This is a genomic window from Pararhizobium sp. A13, assembly GCF_040126305.1.
Lineage (GTDB): Bacteria > Pseudomonadota > Alphaproteobacteria > Rhizobiales > Rhizobiaceae > Pararhizobium.
The window spans coordinates 391,895-415,946 of the sequence record NZ_CP149511.1 but is presented as its reverse complement, the minus strand read 5'-3'; the positions used below and the strand labels follow the sequence as shown (position 1 = coordinate 415,946).

Annotated in this window: 19 protein-coding genes and 1 pseudogene; 13 read left to right on the top strand and 7 right to left on the bottom strand. The window is 58.5% G+C overall.

Annotated elements, in window-relative coordinates:
• Positions 1-165 precede the first annotated feature (165 nt).
• A complete protein-coding gene (locus tag WI754_RS23475; protein WP_341488058.1) occupies positions 166-1,818 on the bottom strand; it encodes an ABC transporter substrate-binding protein in 1,653 nt (550 codons plus the stop codon).
• Positions 1,819-2,091: 273 nt separating this feature from the next.
• Between WI754_RS23475 and WI754_RS23470 the strand changes: the two genes are divergently transcribed.
• The 7 genes from WI754_RS23470 to ugpC all read left to right on the top strand — a co-directional run bounded on the left by WI754_RS23470 (position 2,092) and on the right by ugpC (position 13,249).
• Entirely contained in the window at positions 2,092-5,499 is a 3,408-nt protein-coding gene (locus WI754_RS23470) for a response regulator (protein ID WP_341487694.1), read from the top strand.
• A gap of 584 nt (positions 5,500-6,083) precedes the next feature.
• On the top strand, positions 6,084-7,061 hold the full coding sequence (locus WI754_RS23465; RefSeq protein ID WP_341488057.1) for a LacI family DNA-binding transcriptional regulator: 978 nt from the start codon (positions 6,084-6,086) through the stop codon (positions 7,059-7,061).
• Positions 7,062-7,113: 52 nt separating this feature from the next.
• Positions 7,114-8,349, top strand: a complete 1,236-nt coding sequence (locus WI754_RS23460; RefSeq protein ID WP_341487693.1) for a sugar ABC transporter substrate-binding protein — start codon at positions 7,114-7,116, stop codon at positions 8,347-8,349.
• Positions 8,350-8,415: 66 nt separating this feature from the next.
• The gene (locus tag WI754_RS23455) at positions 8,416-9,333 is read left to right on the top strand and encodes a sugar ABC transporter permease (protein WP_341487692.1); all 918 of its coding nucleotides are present in this window, start codon (positions 8,416-8,418) and stop codon (positions 9,331-9,333) included.
• Positions 9,330-10,208: a carbohydrate ABC transporter permease gene (locus tag WI754_RS23450; protein WP_341487691.1), complete on the top strand. Its 879-nt coding sequence runs from the start codon at positions 9,330-9,332 to the stop codon at positions 10,206-10,208. Before WI754_RS23455 ends, WI754_RS23450 begins: the two co-directional genes overlap by 4 nt.
• A 22-nt stretch (positions 10,209-10,230) precedes the next feature.
• On the top strand, positions 10,231-12,153 hold the full coding sequence (locus WI754_RS23445; protein WP_341487690.1) for a glycoside hydrolase family 127 protein: 1,923 nt from the start codon (positions 10,231-10,233) through the stop codon (positions 12,151-12,153).
• A gap of 10 nt (positions 12,154-12,163) precedes the next feature.
• On the top strand, positions 12,164-13,249 hold the full coding sequence (gene ugpC, locus WI754_RS23440; RefSeq protein ID WP_341487689.1) for a sn-glycerol-3-phosphate ABC transporter ATP-binding protein UgpC: 1,086 nt from the start codon (positions 12,164-12,166) through the stop codon (positions 13,247-13,249).
• A gap of 51 nt (positions 13,250-13,300) precedes the next feature.
• On the opposite strand, the pseudogene WI754_RS23435 reads toward ugpC, so the two are convergent.
• Positions 13,301-13,555: pseudogene (locus WI754_RS23435) on the bottom strand (hypothetical protein); the annotation flags it as partial.
• A gap of 243 nt (positions 13,556-13,798) precedes the next feature.
• Here WI754_RS23435 and WI754_RS23430 point away from each other — a divergent pair.
• Complete coding sequence (locus WI754_RS23430) at positions 13,799-15,007, top strand: MFS transporter (RefSeq protein WP_349438050.1); 1,209 nt, start codon at positions 13,799-13,801, stop codon at positions 15,005-15,007.
• Positions 15,008-15,301: 294 nt separating this feature from the next.
• Here WI754_RS23430 and WI754_RS23425 read toward each other — a convergent pair whose 3' ends face one another.
• The gene (locus WI754_RS23425; RefSeq protein ID WP_341487687.1) at positions 15,302-16,192 is read right to left on the bottom strand and encodes a LysR family transcriptional regulator; all 891 of its coding nucleotides are present in this window, start codon (positions 16,190-16,192) and stop codon (positions 15,302-15,304) included.
• A 123-nt stretch (positions 16,193-16,315) separates the two neighbouring features.
• On the opposite strand from WI754_RS23425, the gene WI754_RS23420 reads away from it, so the two are divergent.
• From WI754_RS23420 to WI754_RS23400, 5 genes are all read left to right on the top strand, one after another.
• Positions 16,316-16,696 (top strand): ectoine synthase, encoded by a 381-nt coding sequence (locus WI754_RS23420; RefSeq protein WP_341487686.1) that lies wholly within the window; start codon positions 16,316-16,318, stop codon positions 16,694-16,696.
• Between the two features lie 77 nt (positions 16,697-16,773).
• Positions 16,774-18,084 (top strand): amidase, encoded by a 1,311-nt coding sequence (locus WI754_RS23415; RefSeq protein ID WP_341487685.1) that lies wholly within the window; start codon positions 16,774-16,776, stop codon positions 18,082-18,084.
• A 33-nt stretch (positions 18,085-18,117) separates the two neighbouring features.
• Positions 18,118-18,531: a VOC family protein gene (locus WI754_RS23410; RefSeq protein ID WP_341487684.1), complete on the top strand. Its 414-nt coding sequence runs from the start codon at positions 18,118-18,120 to the stop codon at positions 18,529-18,531.
• 63 nt (positions 18,532-18,594) lie between these two features.
• The gene (locus WI754_RS23405) at positions 18,595-19,269 is read left to right on the top strand and encodes a cyclase family protein (RefSeq protein WP_341487683.1); all 675 of its coding nucleotides are present in this window, start codon (positions 18,595-18,597) and stop codon (positions 19,267-19,269) included.
• Between the two features lie 453 nt (positions 19,270-19,722).
• Complete coding sequence (locus WI754_RS23400) at positions 19,723-20,040, top strand: hypothetical protein (RefSeq protein WP_349438049.1); 318 nt, start codon at positions 19,723-19,725, stop codon at positions 20,038-20,040.
• 194 nt (positions 20,041-20,234) lie between these two features.
• On the opposite strand, the gene WI754_RS23395 is transcribed toward WI754_RS23400, so the two are convergent.
• The 4 genes from WI754_RS23395 to cyoB are packed head-to-tail and all read right to left on the bottom strand — an operon-like array spanning position 20,235 to position 24,038.
• Positions 20,235-20,981, bottom strand: a complete 747-nt coding sequence (locus WI754_RS23395) for an SURF1 family protein (protein ID WP_341487681.1) — start codon at positions 20,979-20,981, stop codon at positions 20,235-20,237.
• 27 nt (positions 20,982-21,008) lie between these two features.
• Positions 21,009-21,416, bottom strand: a complete 408-nt coding sequence (gene cyoD / locus WI754_RS23390) for a cytochrome o ubiquinol oxidase subunit IV (protein WP_341487680.1) — start codon at positions 21,414-21,416, stop codon at positions 21,009-21,011.
• Positions 21,413-22,030, bottom strand: coding sequence for a cytochrome o ubiquinol oxidase subunit III (gene cyoC, locus WI754_RS23385; protein ID WP_341487679.1), 618 nt, complete (start codon positions 22,028-22,030; stop codon positions 21,413-21,415). The genes cyoD and cyoC overlap by 4 nt, the downstream gene beginning before the upstream one ends.
• 4 nt (positions 22,031-22,034) lie before the next feature.
• On the bottom strand, positions 22,035-24,038 hold the full coding sequence (gene cyoB, locus WI754_RS23380) for a cytochrome o ubiquinol oxidase subunit I (protein ID WP_341487678.1): 2,004 nt from the start codon (positions 24,036-24,038) through the stop codon (positions 22,035-22,037).
• Positions 24,039-24,052: the final 14 nt, after the last annotated feature.

Genomic DNA, 24,052 nt, shown 5'->3' with positions numbered 1-24,052 from the left:
GGCCGCAGGCGCATGAACGGTGCGCGATGGCAGCACGTGCAGTCAAAACGGGGTGTCGGTTGGTCCCTGCATGCAGAGCCTCGCAGCGGTTGCGCTCAGGTCAAATGATCTGAGCGCAACCTGCGCTGCCCGGTCAAAAGGGAGTAGACCGGGCAAACCCCGAGGTTATTTTTCGACCGGGCGAAGAGCCAGGAGATGGAGCAGCCTCTCTGGCACGCCGACATAAACGACCGGCGAGGCGACCGGGTTTTCCGCGCTGAACCAGCCCGTGAACCGCTTGGTGTTGAACTCGTACCAGAGGGGGTTGTTGTAAACCGCGACGTAAGGCAGATCTGCCGCGATCTTTTCCTGAATATTGTTCATGATCTCGGCCTGCTTTGCATGGTCGTTGGTCGTGTAGAAACTGTCGAGAAGCTTATCGAGGTCAGGATTGCTATAGTGCGCGGCCGCATACCGGGTCTTGCCGAGATTGCGGGAATTCAGCGCTTCGTCGAACATGGAGTGCGGGGTCACACCGGCACGCAGCGAATTGATTGTAACGTCGTATTTCCCGGTGATCAGGGCATCGCCCCACGCAGGCACGTCAGGCGTCGAAAGGCGCGCCTGAATGCCGACCTCGGTCAACCCTTCGATCGCGAGCTGGCAGGTGTTGACCCAGTCGGTCCAACCATTCGGAACGATGATTTCGAAGCTTATCTTCGACCCATCGGGATTTTCGACGAAACCGTCACCATCCACATCCTTGAAGCCCGCATCTGCAAGCTCCGCCTTGGCGCCTTCGACGCTATATTTCGAAAATGCCCCGTATTCCTCGGTGACCTTCGGGTCGTTCCAGGAATGAAAGGCGCGGCCAAGGCCGGAGGGATATTCGTTCAGTGTCGGATAGCCGTAGCCGGCGATGTCCACCATGGCCTGCCGGTCCATCGCCATGGAAAACGCACGGCGAAAGGCAAGCGTGTTGAATGCCGCATGATTTCCGGGATTTGTCGTCTGGAAATTCATGGTGAAATTCACCATCGAGCCTGGAGGAAACCAGTAGCCATGGTTCTTCGGATCCGTCCCGACATAGGTCTTGTCGATATCCGGGAGGAACGATCCGAACCAGTCGAGTTCGCCCTTGGCGGCAATGGCGATCGTCTGGTCGTTGCCCGATATCTGCGGGAAACGCATGCAGTCGATCTTGAGCGTCGCATTGTCCCAGTAGTTCGGGTTGCGGCACTGCAGATATTCCTGCGGCGTGAAGCGACGGATATCGGTGAGCGGCCCGGTGCCGACCGGTTTGGGATTGGTAAAGGATACCGGATCCTTGACCGTGGACCAGACGTGTTCCGGAACCGTATAAACCTGCACGATCTTGTAGATCAGACCGCTGTTGGGGGACTTGTAGGTGATTTTTACCGTCTTGTCGTCGGGTGCTTCGATGGCATCGATCTGATCCCAGATCGCTTGCACATCCAACGCCTTGTTCGCCTTGATCAGATTGAAGGTGAAGACGACATCCTTTGCCGTGAAAGCCTCGCCGTCGGACCATTTCACGCCGTTGCGCAGCTTGAAAGTGACGCTTTTCAGATCGTCGGAATAGGAGAAGGACTCCGCCAGTCGATAGTTGGGTTCTCCATCCTTCATCGCATTGAAGATCACCAGCGGTTCGAACATGAAGTCCGTGATCGACGGCAGGCGGGTCGTGGTATTGAACGGATTGTAGTTCTCCACCCAGGCAGTGGATTCGTCGGGCATGGCTGAAAGGATGACTTCGGCCCTGGCTGCGACGGGCATCATGAGACCGGCGAGAAGCATTGCCCCGAGAAGCGATTTCATTGTCATTGTCAGTTCCCCATTTTTCAAGCGCAGGTCGTTGCCCGCGTTCGTCAATTTACGCCGCCCATATCAGCGCAGCGGCAGCGGCAAAGTCACCCCGCAATTCCGTCAAGACCGCACCGCAAAATCGGCAAAATCGGCAAAATTGAAAAGATCGAAAACTTCTTCTTCCTTTTGCGCCAAATTCATAAACTGTTGCATTGCAAAGGTACCGCGATTGCGCGGCGAAAGGGCGAGCGAGGATGTGCTGACAGAAATCCGGAGAGATGATCGATGCTGAGAGCGCTGTCGCCGTCCGGTTTCCGGGGTCGGCTCCTGCTCATTTTCCTGGCGATCAGCCTGTTGCCGCTGGGGGCCACGTCCTTCGCGTTCTTCTATATCCTCAACCGCAGCGTCCAGGCCGAAACCTTCGCAAAACTGGCCTTTGTCCGCGATGCGAAACGCAGCGAGATCGAGCAATATCTGACATTCGCCACGCGGCAGGCGGAAAGCCTCAGCCAGTCAAATGCAGTGCGCTATTCGATCGGCGATTTTTATGGTTTTGCCTATGCCTTTCGCCAGATCGATCCCTCGCCCGAGCGCGCAACGGCGATCCTGCACCAGATGTTCGGCATCGACGGCGGTAAGCCCGGTGATAAGCAACTGCCGCAGGACAGTGATGCGATGTGGCGCTCGGCCCTGCAATATGCCAATGCCCACCAGCAGTTCCACGACGACTTCGTGAGCTTCGTCACCACCTCCGAATTCGAGAACCTCTATCTCATCACGCCGGACCAACGCGTCGTCTACTCCGTCGAAAAGGACCGCTATCTGGGAACGGACCTGAAGACGGTGCTGGCCGACACGCCGCTGTCTCGCCTGTCGAATGCGATGGTCAATGCCCCGGACAACCGCAATATGCTTGTGAGCGACTTTGTGCATGATCCGGTCACCGGCAAGTTTTCCGCCTATGTCGCCATCCGCGTTTCCTTCTACAAAAAGGTACGCGGCGTGATCATCTTTCGTCTGGATACCGATGGTCTTAACAGGATCGTGCAGTCGCAGAATGGCGAGACAGGAAGTCTTTACCTCCTCAACGCGGACGGAGTGTATGTTTCCACGCCCGCCGACAAATCCGGGCGAATTGGCATTGCGACCGCAACGGTTGAGATGACCGGCTCCGAAACGGCGTCGGCCATGGTCGGTGAAGGTCTGGGTGGCGCGCCGGCGCTCGAGACCCATACGCGCCTGACCTTCAACGATGTACCCTGGACCCTTGTAGCCGAAGTACCGGTGGCTGCGGCCTTTGCAAAAAGCAACGCCCTGCGGCAGGTCGTGATGACGCTGGCGCTGGTGTTGCTGCCGGTCCTGATCGGTCTCGTGCTCTACCTGTCGGGTACCATGACGACACCGGTAAAGCGACTGACAAATGCGGCGGAAGCGATTGCCGACGGCGATCTCGATCATGCGATGCCTGCCATCAAAAACCCCTCGGAACTCGGACGCCTGACCGCAAGCTTCAAGCGGATGCGCGATGCTGTCGCCGAGCAGCTGAGCCTGATCAACCAGAAAAATGCCGAGCTTGAAAAGCACGTCGCCCTGATCGAGGAGAAGAACAAGGCGCTGGAAGAAGCCGACCGGATGAAGGACGCCTTCGTCGCCAATACATCCCACGAGCTGCGCACGCCACTGAACGGCATCATCGGCATTTCGGAAACGCTCTCCGCCGGCGTCGCCGGAGAACTGAGCGCCGCCCAGCGCAGCCAGCTGCAGCTGATTACCTTCAGCGCCCGGCGGCTGTCGCGACTCGTCGACGATCTTCTCGATCTCTACCGCATCCGACAAGGCCGGATGCGCCTCGATATCCACCCGGTGCACATCGCCACAAGTGTCAGCAATGTCCTGCAGATGTGCGAGCCGCTTCTGCGCGGCGAACCGGTGACACTCGCCGTCGATGTTCCGGACGACATTCCTTTCGTCTTGGCTGATCCTGTCCGCTTCGAGCAGATTCTCTACAATCTGCTCGGCAATGCCATCAAATATGCCGGCCAGAGCACGATCCGCGTGGTCGCGGAGCCTGCAGGAAAGATGGTTGCAATCAGCGTCGAGGATACAGGCGTGGGCATTGCCGGCGATAGTCTCGAGCGGATATTCCAGCCCCTGGAACAGGCGGGCATGGGCGATGGAACAAGAGGACTGGGCGGCACGGGACTGGGTCTGACCATCGCCCGCCAGCTTGCGACCTTTCTCAGCGGCAAGTTGACGGCAAGCTCGGTTCTCGGCGAAGGGTCACGGTTCACCCTGACCCTGCCGGCCGCAACCGTCGAGCCCTCCTACATCGACTATTTCGGCGAAAGGCTGGACGCGGAGCGTCTGAATGAAACTGTCGGCATGATCGGCCGCAACCAGGCCGCCAGTGATTCACCGATCCTCCCCGGCGTGCCGCTGATCCTTGTTGTTGACGACGAACCGATCAATATTCAGGTTTTGCGAAATGTGCTGCAGCCGCTCGGCTATGCCGTCCGCGCGGCAGAAAACGGCCCCGGCGCGCTATCCTTCATCGAACATATCAAGCCCGATCTGGTGGTCCTGGACGTCATGATGCCGGGCATGAGCGGGCTGGAAGTCGCAAAGGCCATCCGCGAACGCCATGATCTGCTCGACGTGCCGATCATTATGGTCACGGCCCGCAGCCGCACGCGCGACGTGATCGCCGGCTTCGAGCACGGAGCAAACGATTACATCGTCAAGCCTTTCGTCAAAGACGAACTGCTGGCAAGGGTCGCAACGCTGCTGGAGGCGGCTCGCGCGCGCAGGCAGACCCGCGAGAACTCGCTTCTCAAAGCCGAGATCGACCGGCGCATGCAGGTGGAAGACGCACTAAGGCTTTCGCAGCAGCGCATGGTGCGTCTCCTCGATACGTTTGAGGCCGCGATCATTTGCACCGACAGGGACAATCGCATCGTCTATGCAAACCAGGCCGCCGCCAGCGCCTTTGAAGAAACGATTTCCGTTGGGCAAACGACGCTTTCCACCCTGATCGGCGGGGAACTGGCGGACCGCATCGGCCAATCGTTGAAAGAGACCGGAGCGTTTTCGCTGGACGATGTCGAATTCGGCCGGCAGATAGCCAAGGGCCAGCTGCATGCCTTTGACCTGGAAGCCGAGAGCGGCAGCGGTGTCGCGCTGGTGATACAGGCGGGCAAGAAAGTGGATGAGCAGCTGGACCAGAATGAAAGTCTGATCCGGAGCGTTCTTGGCGCAATCGACAGTGTCGGACCGGATCTGACGGGATCGGATGTTGAAATAGACAAGATTGAGACGGCTGTCGCAGCGGAAGCTGAGGACAAGAGCCAAAACGAATACCGCAGGCTGATCGTGTCGGTTATGAAGCGCAGTCTCGATGTGTGGAAGATCTCGACAGGGAAGACCAAATTTGATTTTGCCGAGCGCAGCGGTATCTGGCGTGTGAGTTTCGACCGTTCGTCGTTACAAGCTCGTACATTTGACAAATATCTGCTGATCGAGACATTGCCGCTCAATCCGCGCTGGCGGGACGTCATCCGCTCTGCGGAGTTCTCTCTGTCGCAGGCAGAGAGGCAGCCGATTGAGGATGGCGACGTCAAACGTCGGGTCGATACGCTGCGCCAGGAACTGACACAGTTGCGCATGCTTCTGCGCGATGGGCGCGGTCTGACTTGATCGGGGAAGGTTCGCCTCAAATCCTATCGACTTAGATTGAGTGTGATCCAGCGTCTCCAGGACCAGGCTCACGAAACGCGCATCAGCAACCGTGAATGTCAAGCATTTATGCTTCGCGCGTCTTCATCGAGGGCCGGCCGGTGGTGCCCTTACCATCCTCATGGGTCCGGCAAAACAAATGGACCAAAATCTCGGCATGCAGATCAGACGATTCCACGCGGACAAAGGCTGCTCACACGAACTCGTGAGCGTATTCATGACTTTGCTTCGGCGGAAAGATCCCGACGCTCAACAAGCTCAATCCCGGACCTTTTGTCGAAATCCATCCCGAGGATGCGGCGGAGTTAGGGAACGAGGAAGCACTGACGGAGACCGCGGCGGCGCTCGGCAAGGCCGTCAGTGATGCGATGCTGGAAGTCTTCGGTAGTCTGATACAGCGGTCGGGAGAAGACAGTCAATAAAATTGCGCAAACGTTTTCTCATCTTGACTTTCAGATTGAGAAAAGGTTTTCTCATGCCGACATCGGGAGGATGACATTCTGAGTACACAGCGCAACAGGGGCGGTCGCATCACGATACACGACCTGGCGAAAGCCGCCGGCGTTAGCGTTTCCACCGTATCCAAAGCCCTCAATGACAATGGTCGAATGGCAGCCGACACGCGCGCGCGGATCAAACGTATCGCCGCCGAGATCGGCTTCCGCCCAAATGCGTTGGCGCGTGGCCTGCTCAGCAACCGGTCGTTCACGATAGGGCTTCTGACGAACGATACCTACGGTCGCTTCACCCTTCCAGTCATGGCCGGGATTTCAGAAGCGCTGGTGGATCATGGTGTATCCGTCTTCCTCTGCGCAATCGAGGACGATCCGGCGCTCGGCAAGGTTCATGTCGATGCTATGCTGGACAAACAGGTGGACGGCATTATCGCGACGGGCAAGCGAGTGGACAGGTCGTTGCCCGTTGATCTTTCAGGTCTGCCAGTGCCCGTGGTCTATGCCTTTACCCAAGGCGAGCCGGACTGCGTGACCCTGACCTCCGACGATGCCCAGGGCGCAAGCCTGGCGACCGACTGGCTAAAGCAAATGGGCCGCAAGCGACTCGTCCACATCACCGGTCCAAAGGACTTCGTTTCTGCCAGCGAGCGGGCAAGCGCCTTTCGCGAATTAGCAGGCCCCGACGCGCCCGTTATGCATGGCATATGGGCTGAAGACTGGGGCCATGACGCGATCGACCAGATCTGGAAGAGCTCAGATGAAAGGCCAGATGGCATCTTTTGCGGCAATGACCAGATCGCTCGCGGCGTGGCCGATGCGCTGCGCGAGCGCGGCATGAAAGTACCCGAAGACGTCTCCGTAATAGGCTTCGACAACTGGGAAATCATGGCGGCGCAGACGCGACCGCCACTTACAACCATCGACATGAATCTTAAGGAGCTCGGCAGGGCGGCTGGGTTGATCGTTCTAGCGCTTGCGGAAGGCAGGGTCGTCGAGCCCGGTCTGCGCAGGCTGCCATGCAGGCTGATTGTCCGGCAATCCTGTGGAGGCGGGAACCAGAAAATCTGATCGAGGAGAAAGGGACCAGCACGAAGCGGTCCCGCATTTGGGAGGAATGGATATGTTGAGGAAACTGCTTACTGCCACGGCCGTGATTTCGGTCGGCATGATTTCAACCGCCTCGGCGGAAACCATTACCATGTGGGTACGCTCGGGCATCGGTGATTCCTTTAAGGAAGTCGTGAAAGCCTACAATAGCGGTCACGAGAACAAGGTCGAAATGACCGAAGTGCCCTTCTCAGAACTCGTGCAGAAATATGCTACAGCCATCGCCGGGGGTCAGGCACCCGATGCGCTATCGCTCGACCTGATCTACACGCCGGCGTTCGCGGCTGCCGATCAGCTCGAAGACCTGACGGACTGGGCCAAAGCGTTACCCTATTTCAATTCGCTGTCGCCTTCGCACGTCAAGCTCGGCACCTACGAGGACAAGATTTACGGCCTGCCGTTGTCGGTCGAAACCTCGATCTTTGCCTGGAACAAAGACCTCTACAAGCAGGCTGGACTTGACCCTGAGAAGGCACCGAAGACTTGGGAGGAAATCACGGCCAACGCGGAGAAAATCCGCGCACTCGGCGGTGACACCTACGGCTTCTACTTCTCCGGTGGCGGTTGCGGCGGCTGCATGATCTTCACGTTCACGCCGCTGACGTGGGGCGCGGGCGCGGATATTCTCTCCGCGGACGGCAAGACCGCGACACTCGATACACCCGAGATGCGCAAGGCGGTGGACATCTACCGAAATCTCGTCGCCAAGGACACGGTGCCGGCAGGCTCGGCCAGCGACAACGGCGTCAATTTCCTGTCGTTCACCAATGGCAAGATCGGTCAGCAAAGCCTCGGCGCCTTCGCCATCGGCACGCTCGTCACTCAGCACCCGGAAATCAATTTCGGCGTGACCCTAATCCCCGGCGTTGACGGCAAACCCTCGTCCTTTGCTGGCGGCGACAATTTCGTCATCACCAAGGGCACAGCGAAGCTCGCAACCGTCAAGGAATTCCTCGAATATACTTATTCGCTGGAAGGTCAGAAGATCATGGCCAAATACGGCAGCCTGCCGACCCGTGGCGATATTGCCGACCAAGTGCTTGAAGGTCTTGATCCACGCTTGAAGGTCGGCATCGAGGCAGTCGCCGTTGCCAAGACGCCCTATACGCTACAGTTCAACGACCTGATTAACTCGTCGAACGGGCCTTGGGCCACCTTCATCAATGCCGCGATCTATGGCGACGATGTCGATAGCGCATTTTCCGACGCCCAGAACGAAATGCAGTCGATCATCGACGCTGCGCAGTAAGCGCCTTCGCGCCGGGAGGGCCATGTCCTCCCGGCTTCCAAAGCCCTCAACTCGCAGATCGGCCCCATGACGACGTCCGGCATCCAAACGACCATGTCGCGCCGCCCGCCCCGAAGGAACTCGGGCTGGCGCGGCCTCCTCTACATCGCACCTGCAATGGTGCTGGTCACACTCTTCTTCGTGCTGCCGGTGCTGTTCACAGTCTGGATGAGCTTGCACAAATGGCCGCTCCTCGGTGCGCCGAAATGGTCCGGATTCGGCAACTACATCCGAATGTTCCAGGATCAGCGATTCTTCTCTGCGCTGGGTTTCACCGCCTACTACACGATTATCGTGACGATCGCGATCTTTGCCGTGGCCTTTCCGCTGGCGATCTTCGTCGAAAAGCAACGGCCGCTGGTCTCGGCCTATCGCACCATTATTTTCCTGCCGGTGGTCGTCGGCCTTGCTTCCGCGTCACTGCTGTGGGTCTGGCTTGCCAATGTCGACAGTGGTCTGTTCGGACCGCTCTTCGAAACGCTGGGGTTGACGACAGGGCGGCTCAATCTGCTTGCCAAGTTCGATACGGCGTTCCTGACGATCGTCGCCATGGTTGTCTGGAAGATTGCCGGCTTCACGATGATCATCCTGCTCACCGGTTTGCAGGCCATCCCGCAGGAACTAACCGAGGCAGCCCGCATAGACGGTGCCCGTCGCTGGCAGCGGTTCCGCTATCTCACCCTGCCTCTGATGCGTCGGACCATGGCGCTTGCGCTGATCCTGTCGGTAACCGGCTCGATCCTCGCCTTCGACCAGTTCTACATCATGACTTCGGGAGGGCCGCAGAACAAGATGATCTCGGTCGTCTACTACATCTTCAACCAGTCCTTCGTTTCCTTCAATCTCGGTTATGGAGCCGCCCTGTCGATTGCGCTTCTCGCCATCCTGGTCGCGATCAGCGTAGTGCAACTGTGGCTGCTCAAGGTGGGGGATGAGCGTCCATGACCACATCGACGAAATCCAGCCGCCGCCAGCACCGCGCACGCAAGGTCTTATGGGACAGGATCGCCTATCACGGCATCGGCCTGGGTACGGCATGCTTCTTCCTGGCGCCGTTTGCGGTCAGTTTCCTCGCCTCGTTCAGGCCCAACAGTGAATCCAGCTCGCCGCCCCTTCCGCCCTGGCCGCGATCGAGTATCAGTTTCGACGCCTACCAAGCGCTCGACACTTTTGGTGCCGGCATCTGGCAGCACATGGTCAATTCGCTTGTCGTCTCGCTTGGCACGGTTGTGGTGACGGTCGCGGTCAGCGTCATGGCCGGCTATGGTTTCTCGCGCTACCGGTTCCCCTTCAAGAACGTGTTGTTCGTCCTGATCATTGCGACGTTGATGATCCCGTTCCAGTCGATCCTGACGCCACTCTTCATCATCCTGGCAAAACTCGGGCTCAACAACTCCTTGTTCGGCCTCATGCTGGTCTATGTGACCCTGCAGCTTCCCTTTTCGGTGTTCATGATGCGCAACGCCTTCGACGCCGTGCCGAAGGAGATAGAGGAAGCTGCGCGCATTGACGGGGTGCGCGATCTTCGGCTGCTCGTCCGGGTGCTTTTGCCACTCGTCATGCCGGGCGTGGCAACGGTATCGATCTTCGCCTTCCTGAATGCCTGGAACGAATTCTTCGCAGCACTGGTGCTGCTGTCCAGCAACGACAATTTCACGCTGCCGGTGCTGATGTCCGCCGTGCGTGCGGGCCGTCTTGGCGCCATCAACTGGGGTGCTGTGCAGGCCGGTGTCGCCGTGATGGTTGTGCCGTGCCTGTTCGTCTTCCTGCTTCTTCAACGCTACTACATGCGCGGGCTGATGGCCGGCGCGGTGAAATAAACCCAAGAGTGAAAGTGATACCATGATCAAGACCAGCAAAGACCGCCAGTTCCGCCCCGTTGCCGTTCCTGATGTCGATCTCGGGGGGTTTTGGGGGAAGTGGCAGGATGCCGTCTGCGACTCGACCGCTCAGACTCTGCTTGACCGCTGTGTAGAAGCCGGCATGCTCAAGGCGATCGATGTCAGCCAGCCGAGCCCGGGCATCGTGATCCCCATCCAGCCCTGGGGCGGCAGCACCCAGATGTTCTGGGACAGCGATCTCGGCAAGTCGATCGAGACCATCGCATACTCGCTCTATCGCCGCGCCAATCCGGAACTCGAGGCGCGCGCCGATGCAATCATCGACATGTACGAGAAACTGCAGGACCAGGATGGCTATGTGAACGCCTGGTTCCAGCGCGTGCAGCCCGACCGCCGCTGGAAAAACCTGCGCGATCATCACGAGCTCTATTGCGCCGGCCATCTGATGGAAGCAGCCGTGGCCTACTTTCAGGCGACCGGCAAGCGCAAGCTGCTCGACGTGATGTGCCGTTTCGCCGACTACATGATCAAGGTTTTCGGGCATGGGCCCGGCCAGTTGGCCGGCTATTGCGGGCACGAGGAAATCGAACTCGCACTGGTCAAGCTTGCCCGCGTCACAGGCGAAAAGAAATATCTCGACCTTTCGAAGTTCTTTGTCGACGAGCGCGGCACGGAACCGCATTTCTTCACGGAAGAATCGATCCGCGATGGCCGCGATGCCTCCGATTTTCACCAGAAAACCTATGAATACGGCCAGGCCCACCAGCCGGTGCGCGAACAGAGAAAGGTCGTCGGCCACGCCGTTCGCGCCATGTATCTCTATTCGGGAATGGCCGACATCGCCACCGAATACAAGGATGACAGCCTGACGGCGGCACTCGAGACCCTATGGGACGATCTCACCACCAAGCAGATGTATATTACCGGCGGCATCGGGCCTGCGGCTGCGAATGAAGGCTTCACCGACTACTTCGACCTGCCGAACGACACCGCCTATGCCGAAACCTGCGCGTCGGTGGGCCTCGTTTTCTGGGCCAGTCGCATGCTGGGCCGCGGGCCAGACCGTCGCTATGCCGACGTCATGGAACAGGCGCTCTACAACGGCGCGCTGCCCGGCCTCTCGATCGACGGCAAGACCTTCTTTTACGACAATCCACTGGAAAGCACCGGAAAGCACCATCGCTGGAAGTGGCACCACTGCCCATGCTGCCCGCCAAACATTGCACGTCTCGTCACGTCGATCGGCTCCTATATGTACGCCGCCGCCGAAGACGAGATCGCCATCCACCTCTATGGTGAAAGCAAAGCGCGACTGAAGCTTGCAAGTGGTGCCGATTTGGAACTCGCACAGACGACCAACTACCCCTGGGACAGTGCGATTGCCTTCACCACGACGCTAGCATCACCGGCGAGGTTCGCCATTTCGCTGCGCATCCCGGAATGGGCGAAAGGTGCGACGCTGAGCGTCAACGGCGCGATACTCGACCTATCGGCATGCGTGGTCGATGGCTATGCCCGCATCGAGCGGAACTGGAGCGATGGCGACAGGGTGGCCCTTTATCTGCCGCTTGCGCTCCGTCCACAATTTGCCAACCCGAAGGTTCGGCAGGATGCCGGCCGTGTGGCATTGATGCGTGGTCCACTCGTCTATTGCGTCGAGACGACCGACAATGGCGAAGATCTCAATACCATCATCCTTCCATCCAACCTGCCGTCGGGCAAAACCACCGTGCTTTCGGAACTGAATGGAGCGGTCGCAGTCGACTTGCCCGTCGAGCGTGAGGATACGGGCGCCTGGGGCAAATCGCTCTATCGCTCCGAGCCAGCCCGGCGCGAGCCTGCGACGGCGCGCTTCGTGCCTTACCACCTCTGGGACAATCGCACGCCAGGCGAGATGCTCGTCTGGGTGCAGTCGGATCAATAGGCGGTAGACGGTGGCGAGCGGAATGAACAACACGAGCGTTGCACTGAAGGATGTCCGCAAGAGCTATGGCGCCCTTCAGGTGATCCATGGCATTGATCTCACGGTAAAGGACGGCGAGTTCGTCGTCTTCGTCGGCCCATCCGGCTGCGGAAAATCTACCCTGCTTCGCATGATCGCGGGGCTTGAGGAAATCACGGACGGCGAGGTCGTCATCAAGGGTAGGGATGTCACCGATCTCGACCCCTCCGAGCGCGGTATCGCCATGGTCTTCCAGTCCTATGCGCTCTATCCGCATATGAGCGTGCGTGACAATCTGGCCTTCGGGCTAAAGATGGCACACACCGATCCTGCCGAAATTGGCGAGCGGGTTGCTGCCGCATCAGCGATCCTCAAGATCGACCATCTGCTGGATCGGCGGCCGGGCCAGCTGTCCGGTGGCCAGCGGCAGCGTGTGGCGATCGGTAGGGCGATCGTTAGAAAGCCGGACGTTTTTCTGTTCGACGAGCCTCTTTCCAATCTCGATGCGGAACTGCGCGTGTCGATGCGGATTGAGATCGCCCGCCTGCATCGCGAACTCGGCAATACGATGATCTACGTCACGCATGACCAGACCGAGGCAATGACGCTGGCCGACAAGATCGTCGTGCTGCGCGACGGCAAAATCGAGCAAACTGGCAGCCCCCGCGAAGTCTACGAGGATCCGGCCAATATCTTCGTCGCCGGCTTTATCGGCTCGCCGCGTATGAACTTCCTCGATGCGGAATGGTTGGGTGACGGAAAACTGAGGTTTTCAGGGGCAACGATGGACGCCGCCATATCCGACCAGAGCCTAAAGCCTGGGGATAAACTGACCGTTGGAATGCGGCCAGAACATCTCGTCGTCACCGAACCCGGCGCCGGCGCGATTGCAGCAAGGGTAGATTTTGCAGAATATCTCGGTGGCACACGTTTCCTCTATTGCCAGCTGGAAAACGGTCAGACCCTCGTCGTCGAACAAAGAGAAGGACCGGATTTTACAAGGGACGAAACGCTCTCGCTTACCATTCCGGCATCCAGAAGACGGTATTTTGCATCGAACGGCAATCGGTTGCGATAGCGCAGGCTTACGGAAAGTGAGCTCTCAAGGTTCTGTCTTGCCATCCGAAATCTATACTTCGGCAAATATATAAACACGCCCAATGCAATGCTCAGCAAGGTTACCGCCTTGCTCGGGGTCACCTCTGCCACACATCGCACGTTTGATCGTCTTCAGGCTCCGGTTGATTTGATCTTCCACCTGGCCGTTGCTCCAGGGCAGTTCGATGGCGTTGCAGACGGGGAGGAGGTCACGGTACAGGACCTGCGCGAAACGGACAATTAGGGCGAGCCTTGTACTAACGGCGTCGTCGATCCAAATGTCGAGCTTGCATTCATGGCTCCGGAGATGGCGCGAATCGCCTGGCAAGGCTGCGCTACAGTGGCTACCGCAACGGACGCTGATCAGGCCATCATGCAAGCACTTTCAGGATGGCGCGCATTGACTCAATTCGCTTGTAACCCTGAGTGGAATGCGGATAACTGCCCGCATTTCACCCTACTCGGCAGATCGCCCGAATTCCTTTCCCTTGGCGATGCGGCGGAGGTCCGCTTTGAGATTGCATTTCCGATGTTTCATTCCCTTCGCCAGATCCGTGCCCGGCCGCAATTACTGCTCCTTGCCTTCATGATCTTCGTCCAGGGTTCCGCCTATGGCTCGACCCTGCCCTATCTCTCGATAACGGCGATCCGCGAACTGGGTATGAGCGATCAGGCCTATTCGGTTCTGGTCTTCGTCACATCGGTGTCGGCGGTCACCATCAGCGTCTCGCTCGGCATTCTCTCCGACCTGATCGGCGACCGGCGCAGGATCATGATCGCCATGGCGCTCATGGGCGTGGCCGGCTATGGCGCCATCTTCCTCTTCCCCTCTGTGCCGGTGTTCATCGTCGCCACGGCGTTCGTCATCCCGTTCTTCCAGTCCGTCAGCTCGCTGATCTTCGTGGGCGTTCGGGCCGAAACAACTGGCCTTCCCGGCCGCGACGCCGCTGCGATCAACGCCACCGTCCGGGCTTTCATATCGGCCTCGTGGGTGGTTATGCCGGCGGCAATGGGATTGGCATTCGCCGGCTCGGCAAGCATGATGGGCGCCTGGGGCGTCGCCGGGCTCTGCGCGCTCTCGATCTTCCTGTGCTCCACATTTCTGCTGGCAAAGCCGGCGGGCGATGCGGCCCCGGCAAAATCGCTAACGGGCTTCTTTTCCGCGCTCGGCGAACTCGCTGCGCCGGTCATGCTGGCCCGGATGCTCTCCATGGCCGCGCTCACCGGCACGATCCGGCTTACCAGCACGCTCTGGCCGCTGATCCTCATCGTCAATCTCGGCGGCAAGACCGCCGATGTCGGGATCATCGCGGGGCTTATCGCCTTTCTCGAAATTCCGTTCATGCTGATCTGGGCCAATCTGCTGAAACGGCTCACTATTCTTTCGATCCTGATCGTCGCCGGCCTGATCTATACCGGCTTCATGGTCGCATTGGCCTTTGCCACGACCCCTTGGCAAATCTACGCCTTGACCATTCCCGCGGCAGCCGGCGCGGCGGCGCTGCTCTCCATGCCGCTGACCTATTTCCAGGATCTCTTTCCCGGCCGGCCGGGCCTGGGCACATCGTTCAACCCGATCAATTCCTTCCTGGGGAACGGATTGACGGCGATGGCCTTTGCCATAGGCGCACACTTTTTCGGCTATTCGGCCACGGCCTGGCTCGGCGTGCTGATGGCGCTTTCCGGCATTCTTGGCCTGGTCCTGCTTGAAAAACGTCGGCCGGCCATGGCCACCTGATCTCGGCATCAACCGTCCCTGTCACGGGACTGCAACTGCGGCTGGCGCTTTTTTAGCCCGGCAGCACTGCCCCATGATTGCCCGGTTGAACTTTTGGTCCAGCTTTTACCGACAAAGAGGCTTGGCCGCCTTGAACCGATTCGAACCGTCGTAATCGACCTCCTTCGAGTGGGGGCGTGTGCTATCTCTATGGTGCCACCACGACACGCGATGCCGTGATGCAGTTCACCAAGGCGTTCCGCGACAGGGGCCACTCCCGACCTGATGATTCATGATCGGAATAACGGCCCGATTTCAAGCACCAAGGTCGGTGAACGAGGTTGTCCAATCACCGAAATGCCGACACGCTGGCTTGTCGGGCCGTCGGAGTGTCATCCAATAGGATTTGTCTTCGTTCTCGGGTCTGTCTGAGAGCAAAATCAGACTTCCACTTTGAATCTCCCGTTCAAACAATGCCACGGGGCATTGTGCTACGCCTTGCCCGGCAAAAATTGCCGCGGCAAGCAGGTTGAAGTCTTGGTAGATAGGACCTCGATCAGGAGCGAATGTTACCCTGCCGGCTGCTCTCATCCATTGTGCCCAGACATCCATTGTTTCGTCATGAAGCAACTCGCTGGAATCGATCGTCAAAAGGTCAACGCGCTCATTTGCCTTCTCAAAATAGACCCTCGAACATGCAGGATATGTTACGCCGCACATCAATCTGACTGCCACGTGATTGGATGGTATCTCAACGACACCTTTGTGAGCCTGGATGACGATATCAGCCCCTTCAAGGGATATTCCCGGAACGGCATAAACAAGATGCAGTCGGACGTTCGGGTAGCGGCATTGGAAGCCTTGCAATTTTGGCACCAGCCACCACGAGGCGAAAGACGGAATGACGGCAATTGTGAGGTCAGGTCCCTCGCCCTTTCGTCGGATCTCCGCGCAGGACTGAGACAACTGCGCGAGAGCGTCCTCGACAGCCTGCCCGAGCGTCACGGCATCCTCACCGGGCGATATGCCGCGACCATCGCGTCGAAACAGGGACCGTCCGAACCAGCCCTCAACAGCCTTTATGTGGTGGCTGACCGCGGAATGGGAGACGTTGAGTTCTTTCGCCGCCTTTGTGACACTTTGCAGCCTTGCAACGGATGCCACTGCCCGAAGGGCAACAAATGGCGGAATTCGGGAGGAATTCATTTGTCTGATTTCCTAACAAATATGTTCGATCTATCTGCTTTATTTCATCCGTGCAACTTGTCAAATTGGGGTGTGAAAAAGCAACTAGCTGCTGCTTTAAGAACGAATTGGGGATCGTGAACGATGTTCGTACGCACGCTGGCAGAGCTCATAGGGACAGAACGAGATGTTGATTGGGGTAACGGGTTGAGCCGACGGTTCGTTCTGGAGCGCGACGGACTTGGCTTCGCGCTTATGGAGACGACGGTACGCGCCGGTAGCGAATCCCATCAGCAATACCGCAACCACCTTGAAGCATGCTATTGCATCGAAGGCCGCGGCGAGATCCAAGACAACGACGGCAATATCTGGGCACTTGAGCCGGGAACGCTCTACGCTTTGGACAAACACGACAAACACGTTCTTCGTGCCCACACAGACATGCGGCTCGTGAGCGTGTTCAATCCACCGATCAAAGGTCAGGAATCGCACAATTACGCAAACGGCGCGCACTCCTCGTATTAACCGCAATTCGGTGAATGGAAATGCGCTGATGATAACAGCACATTTCCCCAAGAGCTTTTACAATCTGGGGTGCGACGGTGACCGGTTTCGTTCATAAGTTCGATCACGATTCGACAGCTATTGCTCTCGAAGTGGGTGCAGGACGCCTGACGGCGAGGTCTGTGGCCGAAGACTTCATCGCCCGGACTTTGATGAAAGAGCCTGACATCCAGGCGTTCGCTGCCTTCAATCACGAGCTGGTGGTCGAACAAGCCGATCGTATAGACAGAAGTCCTGAAAAGGGACTGCTTGCGGGTGTCCCGATCGGTGTCAAGGATATCTTCGATACGGTTGACTGGACGACAGAGTTCAATTCGCCGATCTATCGCAATAATCGACCTTCGCGGGATGCCAATGCGGTCGCTCTTCTCCGGCAAGCGGGAGCGGTCGTTATGGGCAAGACAGCTACTGCCGAATTTGCGTTCATGCATACCGGCCCTACCCGCAACCCACATGATCTATCACGAACACCGGGCAGTTCGAGTGCGGGATCGGCGGCGGGCCTCGCGGCGGGCCTTTTTGCCGGAGCGCTCGGTACGCAGACCGCGGGTTCTCTGATCAAGCCGGCATCCTATTGCGGGCTCTACGCTTACAAACCCTCGCAGAACCTGGTTTCACTGGAAGGCGTTAAGCCCCTTGCACCCAGCTTTGACACGGTGGGCTGGTATGGTGCATCCGCGCGAGATCTGAGCCTGATTGCTCGTGTCTTGATCCAGGGGTTACCGAAGTACGTTGCGCCCAATCAGCGATTGAAACTCGGTTTCTGTAAAACGCCGTATTGGGGCTTGGCCGACCCAGATGTTCGCCAAGCTATCGAGGCGACCGCGTTCTCTCTTGCAGTGCGTGGCCATGACGTCGACGAGCTTGTTCTTCCATCGGCTTTCGAAGCAGTTGCCCATGATCACCAGATCATAAACGACTGCGAAGGTGCCAGGGCGCTCCACAAGGAACAAGCGGCCTCCGCCAAATCCATGAGCCCGCAGCTTGCCGAAATGTTTGAGCGCGCGTCGACGACTTCCTGGGAGAATGAAGTTACGACGCGGAACCGGCTGGGGTTGCTCGTTTCTGTTCTGCACGCCACTATCGAGCCTTATGATGCCGTGATTGCGCCGAGCTGCGCCCACGTAGCACCGGTCGGCTTGGCTGCTACGGGAACGTCAGACTTCATAAGGCTTTGGACCGCATTTGGCCTTCCTCAAGCCAATATTCCGCTCATGCGCAGGGACGGGGAATTGCCGATAGGCCTCCAGGTCATCGGTTCAGCATTTTCCGATGTAAAGCTTTTGCACTGTGTCGAGATCCTGTCCGCCATTTTGAACACTGGCTCTCGTTCTGCCTTGCCGGAATGAGCTCGTTAACCTGCATCGTCAAGGAGAATCCATATGCGCTCTGCCTTTCATCTTGCCTATCACGTGACCGATCTGGACGCGTCGAGGCGCTTCTATGGTGATATCCTCGGCTGCCGGGAAGGCCGCAGTACGGACACTTGGGTAGATTTCGATTTTTTCGGGCATCAGATTTCCTTGCATCTCGGCACACCATTCGCCGTCACCCGAACCGGCAAGGTCGGCGACCATATGGTCATGATGCCACATCTCGGCGTGGTGCTGCCGCTCGATGACTGGTTTGCGTTGGCGAACCGCCTTCAGACAGCTCAAATCAACTTTGACATCCCGCCGGTCGTCCGCTTTGCCGGCGAACCGGGCGAGCAGCGCACCATGTTCTTCTTCGATCCCAGCGGCAATCCAATCGAAGTAAAGGGTTTCCGTGATTTCGACGGCATATTTGCGCGCTGATAAACATACGCATCGTCCCAGACATCACATCCCAAAGCCGCAAACCGAAAGGCCCCAAAAGCAATGCCCCTGATCGACCTTACCCACGACTTTGCCGACGGCATGCCAGGATTTTCGTTGAAACGAGATGGCGAGGTCAAGCAATTCACCGCCAGCATTCGTCCTTTCGTCACGCATGAGGCATCTGCTCCCTTCTATGATCACAAGGCGAGCTTCGAAATTACGGAGGTATGCTTCCAGACCTCCATCGGCACATACATCGACGCACCGCGGCATCGCTGGAAAGATCGCCGCGATATTGCCGAACTACGTCTCGACGAGCTTATTCTGCCGGGTATCGTGGTCGATGCCACACCCGCCGAGCCTGGCGCGCGCATTGGCCTCGAACACATCGATCTGCCTGAAGATATCAAGGGGAAGGCGGTTCTGGTGCAATTTGGATGGGACCGACATTGGGGTACTGAGACCTACGAGCAGTATCCGTTTCTTGATCGTGATGTCATCGACGCGTTGATCGCGCGGGGCGCATCCCTGCTGGGTGTCGATACTTTCAATGTTGATACACGCGCCGACCCCGCTCGTCCCGCCCATTCGTTGCTTCTTGAACACGATATCCTGATCGTCGAGAATCTGCGCGATCTGCACCTCCTGCCGAACGACGGCTTCCGGTTTTTCGCCATTCCCATCAAGGCCGTCGGCGCTGCCGCCATGACCGTTCGCGCCTTTGCCGAGGTATAGTGATGCTTACAAAAGGGTTCGAACTTCTGACCCGTGATTTAATGTCAATCAACGGCAACTTCGCCTGAAGCGGTGAAGCGGTCATCACGACCGGCTTGAAAGGAATCGAACCGTAGACCGGCAGTAGAGTGTGCCTTTACATTTGATTGCGGGGGGTAGGATTTCATCTTAACTTGCGGTTCGAACAGCAGCATCGCCAGATTCTGGCGGGCTGTTTCGTGCTGCCGCGTCGCTTGTCGGCGAAACCAATCCCTTGACCAAGCTGCTTCGACACGCAGTCTCTCCCAACTAGCGCCTGAAAAGGCCTACGCTCAACGAAAATTGCGCGTAGGCTTGATTTTGCGCATACCACCACCATCCTTGCGTCTAGGCGTTAGGGCGCAGGGAAGACACCGAGGGTGCCGCGACGGGCGTATAGCGAGGCAGTGCTCGAGGTTTACGAGCTGAACTAGATTGCTCTTCTCAAAGACCTCTTTGTATTGGCCTGTGAACGCTCGGCAGCGCGCTACGCCGCTGTTCGCCAGTCGCTGGGCGAGCCTGATCCGTTCAGGCTTCGCTGTCGCGCCGAGTTGCGTGAAATCGTCGCTGAGCTCATTCGTGGGCGCACCGGACGCACGGACGGCTGGCGACAGGGTCTATCCCGCCGACCGTGGGCGCTTCGTAGAGATTGCCGAAGCCGAGCTGACGGGACTGCACGAAGGCAATTTCGCGCGCTATCAGATCCGCCCCTCAGAGTTCGCGGCCTGGCGCAAAATCTGGGAGGCGAAATGACACCCGTTCCAGCGTTTGCACCACATCTTCGCTCTATCCCCTCCGGCGGGAGCCGCCTTGCGAAGTGCCGCGGCTGCCGTGAACCTGCGCTCTTAGTGACTGCTCCCAGATCGCTCCCTTCGGCTCTCTCGGCGAAAAGGAGGCATGCCGCACCGGTAAGCTCACGTCCCGCAGGGCAATTTTTTCCGATACCGCTATGCAAGCCGCCGACGATACACGAGAAAGGCACCTGACGCACTCATCATCGCCAGGGCATACCAGGTCAGCGCATAGACGAGATGATTGTTGCGAAATCGGACGACCGTCAGGCCGCCGATCGGCAGGCCGCCGGGAACAGGCGTTGCATCCGCGTCAATGAAGTAAGGTGCGACATCGTCGAGGCCTTTCGATGCAGCGATGGCGGCGACGTCGCGGGAAAACCATCGGTCGTTTGCCGGGTCGTTGGAACGCAGGAAAGCGCCGCCCGGTTCGCTCATGCGCATGAGCCCGGTGACCTCGATGTTTCCAGCAATATTGCCCTGCGCGCGTTCGGATGCGTCGCGACGATCCGACGGTACGAAGCCGCGATTGATCAGCACGGTCGACATGTCTTGCCGGCGCATCGGGGTCAGCACCCAGAAGCCCGCGCCGCGCTCCGTCACCGCCTGCACCAGAACCGTCTTGTCGTGTACGAAAACGCCTGTCACGGTGACGCGGCGGTATTCGTCCTTCTCTGCGCCGACAGCGTCCCATTGGGCGCGAGACGGCGCCGACACCGCCTGCGCTTGGATGCGCGCCTCCACCCGCGCGATGAGATCAAGCTTCCAGATGAGCCGCTGTACCTGCCAGGTACCAAGGGCAACGAAAACGGCGACCAGCAGCATGGCACCCATAAGCACCAGGCGGGGACGGGAGGGTGAAATGCTGGACTCCGCCTCTCCCTGTAGTCGATCGATGGTCATGATCGCGCTCGGCCCGTCATTCTGCCGTCAGGGCATGTTCTTCATTATCTCGTGCGTCATCGGCATCATGTTCGTGTTGAGGTGATGCATGACCCAAAGTGAACCCGCGAGCGCGATGCCGACGATAACGAGCGTGAAGATCAGCGCCATCAGCGTCCAGCCGCCCTCCGAGCGCGGGTTCATGTGCAGGAAGTAGACCATATGCACGACAATCTGTACGGCACCGATTCCCATCACGAGCACGGCCGTCGCCAGCTTGCTGTCCAAAACGCCGTCCATGACCAGCCAGAACGGGATCGCCGTCAGGATCACGGACAGGATAAAGCCGATCAGATAGCTCCTCAGCGATCCGTGGCCAGCTCCGTGCCCATGGCTGTGTGCGTGATGCGTGTCCGACGCGCTTTCGTGGGAAGGCTGATGAGGATGCGCACTCATACGAGAACTCCCAGTAGGTAGACAAAGGAGAAGACGCCGATCCAGATCACGTCGAGGAAGTGCCAGAACATCGACAGGCACATCAGCCGGCGGCGGTTTTCCGTGATCAGCCCGTGCTTTTTCACCTGCACCATGAGTGTGACCAGCCAGGTCATGCCGAAGGTCACGTGTAGGCCGTGCGTGCCGACCAGCGTGAAGAACGAGGACAGGAAGGCCGAACGGGTCGGACCGGCTCCCTCCAGTATCATGTGGTAAAATTCATAGAGTTCCAGCGCCAGGAAGACCGCCCCGAACACGCCGGTAGCGCCGAGCCAGAATAGGGTTTCCATCTTGGCGTTGCGCTCCATCTGAAGCATGGCAAAGCCATAGGTGATGGACGAGAACAACAGCATGGCGGTGTTGACGGCGACGATCTTGAGATCGAACAGATCGGCTGGCGAAGGGCCTGCGGCATAATTGCGCCCGAGTACGCCATGCGTCGCAAACAGCACGGCGAAGATCAGGCAGTCGCTCATCAGATAGAGCCAGAAACCCAGCATGGTGCTGTTTTCCGGATGATGATCTTCCGTCAGGTAGAACTGCGGCGTTTGGTCTTTGACTTGGGTCTCGCTCATCGTCTCAGGTCCGTTCTGCGAGCAGCTTGGAGCGCGCATCCTCCGTTGCCGCGACGGTCTCGGCAGGGATGAAGAAATCGCGCTGATAGTTGAAAGTATGGCCGATCGAGACGGCAACGATGGCGATGAAGGACATGGCCACGAGCCACCAGATGTACCATATCAGCGCGAAGGCGAGCACGACGCTGATCCCCGCCAGGACGACGCCCGTACCGGTGTTCCTCGGCATGTGGATTGGCTTGAAACCTGCGAGCGGGCGCTCATAGCCACGGTTCTTCATGTCGTACCAGCTGTCGTGATCGTGCACGACCGGCGTGAAGGCGAAGTTGTATTCCGGCGGCGGCGAGGAGGTCGACCATTCCAGCGTGCGGCCGTCCCAGGCATCACCACTCGTCTCGCGCAGCTGATCGCGCCTCAGATAACTGACGATGATCTGGATGACAAAGGAGGCGATGCCGAGCGCGATCAGGACGGCTCCGAAGGCGGCGATGACGAACCAGACCTGCAGCGAAGAGTCCTCGAACTGGCTGACACGCCGGGTGACGCCCATCAGGCCGAGCACATAAAGCGGCATGAAGGCGAAGAAGAAGCCGATCTGCCAGAACCAGAAGCTCATCCTGCCCCAGAACGGATCGAGCTTGTAGCCGAAGGCCTTGGGCCACCAGTAGACGAGGCCGGCCATCAGCCCGAACACGACGCCGCCGATGATGACGTTGTGGAAGTGGGCGATGAGGAACAGCGAATTGTGCAGCACGAAGTCGGCCGGCGGGATGGCCAGCATGACGCCGGTCATGCCACCGATGACGAAGGTGACCATGAAGCCGACGGTCCACAGCATCGGCACTTCGTAGCGGATGCGTCCGCGATACATGGTGAAGAGCCAGTTGAACATTTTCGCGCCCGTCGGGATCGAGATGATCATCGTTGTGATTCCGAAGAAGGCGTTGACCGAGGCGCCCGAACCCATCGTGAAGAAGTGGTGTAGCCAGACGATATAGGACAGGATCATGATCACGCAGGTTGCGTAGACCATCGAGGCGTAGCCGAAGAGGCGCTTTCCGCAGAAGGTCGCGACGACCTCGGAAAAGATGCCGAAGGCCGGCAGGATGAGGATGTAGACTTCCGGGTGGCCCCATATCCAGATGAGGTTGATATACATCATCGGATTACCGCCGAGGTCATTGGTGAAGAAGTTCGTCCCCACGTAGCGGTCGAGCGACAGTAGCGCGAGCGTGGCAGTCAGGATCGGAAACGTCGCAACGATCAGGATGTTGGTGCAGAGCGACGTCCAGGTGAAGACCGGCATCTTCATGAAGGTCATGCCGGGCGCCCGCATCTTGACGATCGTGGCTATCAGGTTGATGCCGGAGAGCGTTGTGCCGACACCGGCCACCTGCAGGCCCCATATGTAATAGTCGACGCCGACGCCGGGACTGTAGTCCGCGCCCGAAAGCGGCGGATAGGCGAGCCAGCCGGTGCGCGCAAATTCACCCACGAAGAGTGACAGCATGATGATGACAGCGCCGGCCGTCGTCATCCAGAAGGAAAAATTGTTGAGGAAAGGGAAGGAGACGTCGCGGGCACCGATCTGCAGCGGCACGACGTAGTTCATGAGACCTGTCACGAAGGGCATGGCCATGAAGAAGATCATGATCACGCCATGGGCCGTGAAGATCTGGTCGTAGTGATGGGGGTTGAGGTAACCCTCGTTGCCGTTGAAGGCGATCGCCTGCTGGATACGCATCATGATCGCATCGGCAAAGCCGCGCATCAGCATGACCAACGCCAGTATCACATACATGATGCCGATCTTCTTGTGGTCGACGCTGGTGAACCACTCGTTCCAGAGATAACCCCAAAGCTTGAATTTGGTGATCAGGGCGAGGATCGCTATGCCGCCGAGCACAACGACCGCAAAGGTCGCGACGAGGATGGGCTCGTGATAGGGGATCGCTTCCCAGGACAGCCGCCCGAAGATGAACTGAGTTAAACTGGTTTCACCGAACATGTGTTGTCCAAATC